At 72.1% G+C, this 8,748-nt stretch carries 9 protein-coding genes; 3 read left to right on the top strand and 6 right to left on the bottom strand.

Annotation, left to right across the window (positions count from 1 at the left end; genetic code table 11):
* Positions 1–290: 290 nt before the first annotated feature.
* The gene (locus KS423_RS30615) at positions 291–2,534 is read right to left on the bottom strand and encodes a cation-translocating P-type ATPase (protein ID WP_224283026.1); all 2,244 of its coding nucleotides are present in this window, start codon (positions 2,532–2,534) and stop codon (positions 291–293) included.
* A gap of 185 nt (positions 2,535–2,719) precedes the next feature.
* Between KS423_RS30615 and KS423_RS30610 the strand changes: the two genes are divergently transcribed.
* The 3 genes from KS423_RS30610 to KS423_RS30600 all read left to right on the top strand — a co-directional run bounded on the left by KS423_RS30610 (position 2,720) and on the right by KS423_RS30600 (position 5,032).
* Positions 2,720–3,085, top strand: coding sequence for a metal-sensitive transcriptional regulator (locus KS423_RS30610; RefSeq protein ID WP_374120054.1), 366 nt, complete (start codon positions 2,720–2,722; stop codon positions 3,083–3,085).
* A gap of 53 nt (positions 3,086–3,138) precedes the next feature.
* Positions 3,139–4,056: a hypothetical protein gene (locus tag KS423_RS30605; RefSeq protein ID WP_224283024.1), complete on the top strand. Its 918-nt coding sequence runs from the start codon at positions 3,139–3,141 to the stop codon at positions 4,054–4,056.
* 205 nt (positions 4,057–4,261) lie between these two features.
* Entirely contained in the window at positions 4,262–5,032 is a 771-nt protein-coding gene (locus tag KS423_RS30600) for a hypothetical protein (protein WP_224283023.1), read from the top strand.
* A 108-nt stretch (positions 5,033–5,140) separates the two neighbouring features.
* Here KS423_RS30600 and KS423_RS30595 read toward each other — a convergent pair whose 3' ends face one another.
* The 5 genes from KS423_RS30595 to KS423_RS30575 form a co-directional block, all read right to left on the bottom strand.
* A complete protein-coding gene (locus KS423_RS30595) occupies positions 5,141–5,506 on the bottom strand; it encodes a hypothetical protein (RefSeq protein WP_224283022.1) in 366 nt (121 codons plus the stop codon).
* 265 nt (positions 5,507–5,771) lie between these two features.
* Complete coding sequence (locus KS423_RS30590) at positions 5,772–6,440, bottom strand: hypothetical protein (RefSeq protein WP_224283021.1); 669 nt, start codon at positions 6,438–6,440, stop codon at positions 5,772–5,774.
* A gap of 336 nt (positions 6,441–6,776) precedes the next feature.
* Positions 6,777–7,037 (bottom strand): hypothetical protein, encoded by a 261-nt coding sequence (locus KS423_RS30585; protein WP_224283020.1) that lies wholly within the window; start codon positions 7,035–7,037, stop codon positions 6,777–6,779.
* Positions 7,038–7,119: 82 nt separating this feature from the next.
* Positions 7,120–8,283, bottom strand: a complete 1,164-nt coding sequence (locus KS423_RS30580; RefSeq protein WP_224283019.1) for a permease — start codon at positions 8,281–8,283, stop codon at positions 7,120–7,122.
* 73 nt (positions 8,284–8,356) lie between these two features.
* Positions 8,357–8,551 (bottom strand): hypothetical protein, encoded by a 195-nt coding sequence (locus KS423_RS30575; RefSeq protein WP_224283018.1) that lies wholly within the window; start codon positions 8,549–8,551, stop codon positions 8,357–8,359.
* Positions 8,552–8,748 lie beyond the last annotated feature (197 nt).

Genomic DNA, 8,748 nt, shown 5'->3' with positions numbered 1-8,748 from the left:
GCCGCGCTGGTGGCGGCCCACGCTGCGCCCGGCCACCCGGGTCGCGCTGGCCATGGGCGACGACTGGCGGCTGTGCCTGGCGGCGGTGGTGGAGGGCGAGTTGCAGGTCTGGCAGGAGGACGCGGCGTACCGCTGGCAGGCGGTGGAGCTGCCGGAGGGGGCGTGATCCGCCGGCGGAAGTCGGCGGCGGCGGACGCGCCGGGGCCCCGGAACCCTGGCGGGGCTCCGGGGCCTCGGCCCGGCGGTGGAGAGTGGCTCGGTTCTTCGGCCGGGGGTTCGGCACCGGCGGCTCAGCGGAAGCGGCGCAGCCGGAGGCTGTTGCCGACCACGAAGACAGAGGAGAAGGCCATCGCGGCCCCCGCGATCATCGGGTTGAGCAGGCCGGCCGCGGCCAGCGGGAGGGCCGCCACGTTGTAGCCGAAGGCCCAGAACAGGTTGCTCTTGATGGTGCCCAGGGTCTTGCGGGAGAGCCGGATGGCGTCCGCCGCGGCCAGCAGGTCGCCGCGGACCAGGGTCAGGTCGCCGGCCTCGATGGCGGCGTCGGTGCCGGTGCCCATCGCCAGGCCCAGGTCGGCCTGGGCGAGCGCGGCCGCGTCGTTGACGCCGTCGCCGACCATCGCCACGACCCTGCCCTCGGCCTGCAGCCGCTTGACGGTGTCGACCTTGTCCTGCGGCATGACCTCGGCAATCACGTGCTCCGGCCCGATGCCCACCTCGGCCGCCACGGCCTCGGCGACCAGCCGGTTGTCACCGGTCAGCAGCACTGGGGTCAGACCCAGTGCGCGCAGCCTGTCGACGGCCTCGGCGCTGGTCGGCTTGACCGCGTCGGCGACCTCCAGCACGGCCCGGGCCTCACCGTCCCAGCCGACCGCGATCGCGGTGCGGCCGGCCGCCTCGGCGGTGCGCTTGGCCTCGGCCAGCGCCTCGGGCAGGTACTGCGACCACTCGTTCAGCAGGGCCTCCCGGCCGGCCACCACGGCGTGGCCGTCCACCACGCCCTGGACGCCCAGGCCCGGGACGTTCTCGAAGCCCTCGACGGCGGGCAGCTCGCCGGCCTTGGCGGCGGCGTTGGCGATCGCCCGGGCGATCGGGTGCTCGGAGGCGTGCTCCAGGGCTCCGGCCAGGCGCAGCGCCTCGGCCTGGTCCACGCCCTCGGCGGCGTGCACCGCGAGCAGGGTCATCTGGCCGGTGGTGACGGTGCCGGTCTTGTCCAGGACGATGGTGTCGACCTTGCGGGTGGATTCCAGGACCTCCGGGCCCTTGATCAGGACGCCCAGCTGGGCGCCGCGGCCGGTGCCGACCAGCAGCGCGGTCGGGGTGGCCAGGCCGAGGGCGCACGGGCAGGCGATGATCAGCACGGCCACTGCTGCCGTGAACGCGGCGGTCCAGCCCTCGCCGGTGCCCAGCCAGTAGCCGAGGGTGGCCACCGCCAGGGTGATCACGATCGGGACGAAGACCGCGGAGATCCGGTCCGCGAGGCGCTGCGCGGCGGCCTTGCCGTTCTGCGCGTCCTCGACCAGCTTGGCCATCCGGGAGAGCTGGGTGTCGGCGCCGACCCGGGTGGCCTCGACCACCAGGCGTCCGCCCGCGTTGACGGTGGCGCCGGTGGCGTTGTCGCCGACCCCGACCTCGACGGGGACGGACTCGCCGGTGAGCATCGAGGCGTCCACCGCCGAGGCGCCCTCCACCACCACGCCGTCGGTGGCGATCTTCTCGCCCGGCCGGACCACGAAGCGGTCGCCCACCGCGAGGTCGGCGATCGGTATGCGCACCTCGGCTCCGCCGCGCAGCACCGTCACGTCCTTGGCGCCCAGTTCCAGCAGCGCCTTGAGGGCGGCCCCGGCGGTGCGCTTGGAGCGCGCCTCGAAGTAGCGGCCGGCCAGGATGAAGGCGGTGACGCCGGCCGCCGCCTCCAGGTAGATGTTGGACGAGCCGTCGCTGCGGGCGATGGTGAACTCGAAGCCGTGCCGCATGCCCGGCATCCCGGCGTCGCCGAAGAACAGCGCCCACAGCGACCAGAGGAACGCGGCGGCGGTGCCGAGCGAGACCAGGGTGTCCATGGTCGCGGCGCCGTGCCGGGCGTTGGTGAACGCGGCCCGGTGGAACGGCCAGGCGGCGTAGGTGACGACCGGGGCGGCGAGGGTCAGCGACAGCCACTGCCAGTTGTCGAACTGGAGGGCCGGCACCATCGCCATCGCGATGACCGGCAGCGCGAGCGCCACCGCGGTGAACAGCCTCTGGCGCAGCGGGGCCAGTTCGTCGGCCGGCTCGGCCTGCCCGGCGTCCACGCCCTCGATGACCGGGGGCTTGGGCAGCGCGGCGGTGTAGCCGGTGGCCTCGACGGTGGCGATCAGGTCGGCGACCTCGACGCCGCCCTCGAAGGAGACCTTCGCCTTCTCGGTGGCGTAGTTGACGCTGGCCGTGACCCCGTCCATCCGGTTGAGCTTCTTCTCGATGCGGGCCGCGCACGAGGCGCACGTCATTCCGCCGATCGAGAGTTCCACCTCCGCGGAGGCGGGTGCCTGCGTAGTCATCGTCGCTCCTCGTGACAGTCGTCGTGCGGTACGTTCGGCGGCCGGGCCGTCATACCCAGGAGGGGTACCTGGCGGCGCCGGGTTCATTTATACCCCCGAGGGGTATCGACCGCAAGGCTTCACCGATACCCCTGGCAGGTATTTTTCGGGACGGCGATCCGCTTGACTTGATACCCCCATGGGGTATTGACTCAAGGGTATCGAGCTGCGGGGCGCGCAGTCCCGCCGACCACTCCCCGCACTCCCGCCGGAATCCTGAGGAGGGCCCCATGGCCGGCTACCACAACGACAAGGACCAGCTCCTGCGCCGACTGCGCCGCGTCGAGGGCCAGATCCGCGGCCTCCAGCGCATGGTCGACACCGACACCTACTGCATCGACACGCTGACCCAGGTCTCGGCCGCCACCAAGGCCCTCCAGTCCGTCGCACTGCACCTGCTCGACTCCCACCTCGCCCACTGCGTCCACGACGCCATCGCGGCCGGCGGCGCCGAGGCGGACGCCAAGGTCGCCGAGGCCTCGCAGGCCATCGCCCGGCTCATGCGGGCCTGAGCGCCCGCCCCGTTCGCTCCGCTTCCGTCCCGCGCCACGAGGAGAACCCCGTCATGAACACCCCGCTGCGCATCACCGCCTTCGCCGCCGGACTCGCCGCCGCCTTCGGCCTCGCCCTCGGCGTCGGCCACGCCACCGGCAGCGGCCCCTCGCCCAGGCCCGCCACCGCCGGGCACGCCGGGCACGGCGAGGAGTCCACGGCCGGCGCCACCGCCGCGCACCTGCCCGGCGGGCTCCAGGTCTCCGAGCGCGGCTACACGCTCAGCGTCGAGAACCCCTTCGTGACCGCCGGCTCCCCCACCGACCTGCGCTTCCGCATCCTCGGCACGGACGGCAAGCCCGTCACCGCCTACCAGCAGCAGCACGAGAAGGAGCTGCACCTGATCGTCGCCCCACGCGACCTGTCGACCTTCCAGCACCTGCATCCGGCACTGTCCGCCGACGGCACCTGGAGCGCCCCGACCGCCGTCCCCGCCGCCGGGGAGTACCGGGTCTTCGCGGACTTCACCCCCGCCGGCGCCACCGAGGGCCTCACCCTCGGCGCCGACCTGCACGCCGCGGGCGACCTGCGGCCCGCCCCGCTGCCGGAGACCGGACGGACCGTCACCGTCGACGGCTACACCGTCACCCTGGGCGGCGACCTCACGCCCGGGCGCAGCGGCCGGCTCACCCTGAGCGTCAGCAAGGACGGCAAGCCCGTCACCGACCTCCAGCCCTACCTCGGCGCATACGGCCACCTGGTCGCACTGCGCGCCGGCGACCTCGCCTACCTGCACGTCCACCCGGACACCACCGCCCCGGGTCCGGAGATCGGCTTCACCACCACCGCCCCGAGCACCGGCAGCTACCGCCTCTTCCTGGACTTCAAGCACCAGGGCACCGTCCGCACGGCGGCCTTCACCGTGACGGCCGACGGCACCGCCGCCCCCGCCCCCACCACCGAGGAGCCGGCCGGCGACCACCAGCACTGAGCAGCCACCCCGCACGGGCCGGGCGATCCCACCGCGGATCGCCCGGCCCGCTGCCGTCCCCGAACCCGGTGGTCCAGGCGGCAGTTCTCGTGATCACGGCCGGGCACGAGCAGGAACCGCTCACCCCGTCCGCCCGTCATCTCCACAGGGCGGCCACAGACTCGACGCCCCTGCAGCTCTTCACCACCGAGGTCCGAGGAGATCCATGGTCGACACCGTCAACTCACTGGCCGCCCGTCTTCACGAAGTGCTGGTGGAGCACCTGACCAAGGGACCCGCCGTGGCGGGCACCAGGGGCCTCCACGACATCGTCGCGCGTGCCACGGCGCTCGGCCCCGACGGCACGTGGCTCGCCGCTGCGGGCCATTCGGGCCTCGCCGGCCTGGCCTGCGCACACGGACAGACGGACCAGGCCATCCACCACCTCGACGCCGCGGTGGCAGCCGGCTACAACGACTGCGTGGCCCTCCACATCGCCCTCGTACGCCCGCTGCACCACGATCCCCGCTTCCAGGCCCTGTACCGGCGGATGCGCATCACCCCGGCCGACCTCGACGAGTTCTTCTGGCTGCACCAGGAAATGCAGATCATGATGAGGGACGCCCAGCAAGCGACCGTCGACAACATCGGCCGCCTCGACACCGGGGTGTCGCTGCTCCCGCAGGCCCCCATGCCGACCCGCGAACCGAACACCCTCGGCGTCCTGATCACCCGCATCGATCTCGCCGCGACCCAGACCGCACTCCAGCAGGCCGCCCTCAAGGCGGAGTTCCAGCGCAGCTCCGGCAACACCAGCCTCAGTCTCATCGACGGCACGTGGGACTACACCCGCGCCAGGCACGACGCCTGGTACGCCGACGACCTGGAAGCCCGGCGCCAACAGGCCGCCGCGGCCCGGGCTTTCGTCGAACGCCCCGGCGTCGGCACCATGCTCATCCCCTGCCCGCCGCTGGGCTCGATCACCTACCCGGGCTGATCGCAGCGCCGAACCGGCACAATGGCCGGCGAGGCCCCTTCGCCGGCGTTCCGTCCGTCACCACGTGACCGCACCCCCGCAGGCCTGCGGGGGCGCGGTGGCGGGTATTCAGGCTCCGGTCAGCCAGTCTTCTTCAAGACCGTTGAGAACGAACCCGTTCTCGAAGCGCACCCTGTACCTGATCCGAGCACCGGCTCCGCCGTCGTACGCCGAGTGCTGGATGACCTGCTGACGAAGGTTCTCGATCAGGCCGGCCGCGAAGGGATCGAACTGGCGGCCGCGGATTTGCTGGTCGAAGCTCGCGAGGTGGTCCTGGGCAACGCCGCCGGCTTCCTTCGCCGAGCCCGTGACGATGCCCTGCAAGCCCTCGGCCAGGGACAGCGGACCGGGAAAGCCGGTCCTGGCCGCTGTGCCGTCTGCGGTGACCTGCACATCCATGGTCAGCTTCACCTTCGCGCCGATCTCGTACGGCATGGATGTACCCCCCTCGTTCGATCTTGGCCGTGACCCTGGCGAGCGTAGTCGAGATGCCGTGGAAGGAAAGGTTGTCCGGCAAGATCATGATCTTACGGATTCCTGACCCACTCTCGGGTGGGCTCACTCTGGATCGCCGGCCAATGAGACGGCAACGGCACGGTGAGCCGCTTCGCCCAGGCCGGAACCGTCGGTCCGTCGTCGCCGCGATCCCGCACCAGGCAAGCCAGGAGAGCACCGTCACGCGGCGGGTGTTCCAGAGTGTTCACCAGAGAGGTTGCCCTTCCGGGTCGGGGCCGGGAGCGTCAGTCGTCCGAGCCTCCATGCCCGCGGCGATCACGACCGGCCACCCGAGGACGGCGATGCCCAGGGTGACGGCGAGCGGCCACTGCGCGGTCATGAGGACGAGGCTGCCGATGTGTGAGAAGAGGACGATGGCGGCGCCGATGGCTGCGGGGCCCAATTCCGCGCCCGAACGCCACCGGGTCAGGCCGTGGGCGGTGAGGGCCGCCCCCAGGCCGACCAGGAGGGCCACCTTGAGGGAGGTCAGCCAGGGCGTGTTCGGGGTCCGGGAGCGGTGCCCGTCGTAGGAGACCTCGGACACGCGCCCCCGGAAGACCGCCAGGTCCACGTCCACACCGACGTTCGCGTCGTCGTAGAAGGCCTCGCCGACCTCATAGGTGTGCGCGGGGCCCGTCTCGTGTGCCACGGTCAGCTTGTAGGTGGTGCCTCCGTCGGAGTCGGTGAGGACGTCCCGCGCCGTCACCTTGCCGGTCTCGCGCAGTACGCAGTCCGCGCCGGGCGTGGCCACCGCCGTGCCGCACACCGGGGCGTGCTCGTAGGCGCCCACCGCGTGGTAGCCGTCGACGAACCAGTTGAAGCCGAGCACGGTGATGGCCAGCCCGGCCAGCAGGAACAGGACCTGCGTCGGCACGCGGACGACCTCTCCGGGGGGCCGTCGGACTTCGCCGGGCGGCCGCGCGTCCCTGGTCCGAGCCTTCATCGCAACCCCCATCGATCGCACCCCTGGCACCTCCCCGATGCCCGGCAGCGATGCTTTCAGGGACGTGGCCGTCGAGGGGAGCGGCCGGGCGCTCTTGTGACGAACTTGTGGAAGTCCGACGGGCGGGCCGGGTCAGCGCAGCAGGATGACCGCCAGTTCGTCGAGCAGCTCGGCGACCCGGCGTGCCTGGTCCGGGTCCGAGACGGTCCCGCACGGAAGGTGCCGAGACACCACCACATCTCGATGCGGGCCAGGTGAGCCGACCGATCACTCGGGCGCCGCCCCGCAGAGGTGGATCGGGTGGGCGGACTCGATGCCGATGAAGGCGATCGCACGCACCTCGCCGAACTCGACCAGCTGGTGGACGATCCGCCCGGCGGAGGCCTCGCTGAAGTGGTCGGCGAGGTAGCCGGCCTGGTCGTCGTCCAGCGAGAGCCGGGCGAGGCTGGTGCGGATGGCGTCGAGGGCGCCGGAGAGCTTGGCGGAAGTGGCGACCGCCGAGGCGTGGACGGCGTTTGTCAGCGCCATCAAGACCGACGACATTCCAAACGCCTGAACGGGTTTGCGCGAGAAGTCGGCCAGGCCGACTTCTCGCGCAACCTCTTGAGCATCAGTGGTGGTCGTGGGCCGCGGGCCCGCCCGCGTCCGGGGCGCCGCCCATCATCCGTAGCATCGCGGCGCCGCCGGTGTGGAAGAAGCGGATGAGCAGTCCCAGCGCCAGCAGCAGGAACGCGATGTTGAGCCAGGTGGTGTAGTTCCACTCCACACCCGACATCGGGATCTCCGCCGCCCGCTGGTCCGGGATCAGGCCGAGCCCTCCGAACAGCAACTCCACCGCGTAGCCCGCCAGCACCATCGCCGGGTAGAAGGTGCCGAGCAGGAAGAGGGCCATCCGGCGGCCGTAGTACTTCCGGTAGATGTTCAGGATCGGCAGGATCAGCAGGTCGGCGAAGATGAACGCGACCACGCCGCCGAAGCTGATGCCGCCGTTCCACAGGACCACGGCCAGCGGCACGTTGCCGATCGAGCAGACGAAGGACGCGATCGCCACCAGCGGGCCGACCAGCGGGCCCCACAGCTTGGCGGCCAGGGGATGGTCGGCGAAGAAGAAGGCCTGCCAGAACGAATCAGGGACCCAGGCGGCGATGGCGCCGGCGATGAGCAGGCCGATCACCAGGTCCTTGAGGATGGCGGCCCACTCCATCACGAACACGTGCGAGACCGAGGCGAAGCCCCGCCCGGAGAGCAGCCGTCGGGCGAAGGAGCCCTCCCCGGCCACCGACATGTCCATCGCCGCATGGCCCTCCATCGAGCCCGCCCGCCCGTACGACGCCTGTTCGCGGGCCTCTCGGATCAGCCGTTCGCTCAGGAACAGCCGGAACAGCAGTGCGAGCAGCAGGATCATCACCGGTCCGCCGACGAACTCCGCCGCAGTGAACTGCCAGCCCAGCAGCAGGGCCAGGATGATGCCGAGTTCGACCACCAGGTTGGTCGAGGCGATCTCGAAGGCCATCGCCGCGGTGAAGTTCGCGCCCTTGCGGAACAGCGAGCGGGCCAGCGCGACGGCCGCGTACGAGCAGGAGGAGGAGGACGCGCCGAGGGCGGCGGCGACGGCGAGGGTGCGGGGGCGGTCGTCACCGAGCAGCCGCACGACCGTCGTCTTGTGGACGACGGCCTGGACGACGGCGGAGAGCAGGAAGCCGAGGACCAGGGCCCAGGTGATCTCCCAGGTCATCGACCCGGCGATGGACAGCGCGTGCAGGATCGCGTGCATGGTGGCGGTCCGCCTTCCCTGCGGGGCGTCGCGGGTGTCCCGGCGGCGGTCACCGTATACCTGTGGAGGGTATTCAGGAAGAACGGCGCGCCGAGCAACCGGCGCCGGCCGCGCGCGAGCCGGCCGGTTCGGCGGCAGCGGCCGCGACGGCCGAGGCCAGGCAGGCGATCAGACAGCGGGTGACGGGGTGCCGGACCGCCCGCAGCAGGACGGCCGGCGGGGTGGCGGGGGCGGCACGGTTCTCGGGGTGCATCTTCTCGGGGTGCATCGTCGAACACTCCTTCACGACGTACGGAAGCCGCACGAGAACGCCCTGCGGGGGCGGCCCCGGAGGGAGCCCGCCCCCGAGGGAGGACGGTGGACGGCCTCACGCCGCCGTCGCGGACTTCGCCTCGCGGGCCGCGCCCTCGGCGCGCGGGGTGCGCAGGGTGGCCACCGCGAGCAGGCCGCCGGCCACCGCGATCG

It is taken from the genome of Streptomyces sp. LS1784 (assembly GCF_020103755.1).
Classification (GTDB): Bacteria; Actinomycetota; Actinomycetes; order Streptomycetales; family Streptomycetaceae; genus Kitasatospora.
Note: the sequence above shows the minus strand (reverse complement) of the source record. Positions and strands in the feature narration are given on the sequence as shown.

What these genes read in the sequence shown, in the direction of transcription:
- KS423_RS30615 (WP_224283026.1), bottom strand. Translation starts at nt 2,534, where the DNA reads ATGACTACGCAGGCACCCGCCTCCGCGGAGGTGGAACTCTCGATCGGC.
- KS423_RS30605 (WP_224283024.1), top strand. Translation starts at nt 3,139, where the DNA reads ATGAACACCCCGCTGCGCATCACCGCCTTCGCCGCCGGACTCGCCGCC.
- KS423_RS30600 (WP_224283023.1), top strand. Translation starts at nt 4,262, where the DNA reads ATGGTCGACACCGTCAACTCACTGGCCGCCCGTCTTCACGAAGTGCTG.
- KS423_RS30595 (WP_224283022.1), bottom strand. Translation starts at nt 5,506, where the DNA reads ATGCCGTACGAGATCGGCGCGAAGGTGAAGCTGACCATGGATGTGCAG.
- KS423_RS30585 (WP_224283020.1), bottom strand. Translation starts at nt 7,037, where the DNA reads ATGGCGCTGACAAACGCCGTCCACGCCTCGGCGGTCGCCACTTCCGCC.
- KS423_RS30580 (WP_224283019.1), bottom strand. Translation starts at nt 8,283, where the DNA reads ATGCACGCGATCCTGCACGCGCTGTCCATCGCCGGGTCGATGACCTGG.
- KS423_RS30575 (WP_224283018.1), bottom strand. Translation starts at nt 8,551, where the DNA reads ATGCACCCCGAGAAGATGCACCCCGAGAACCGTGCCGCCCCCGCCACC.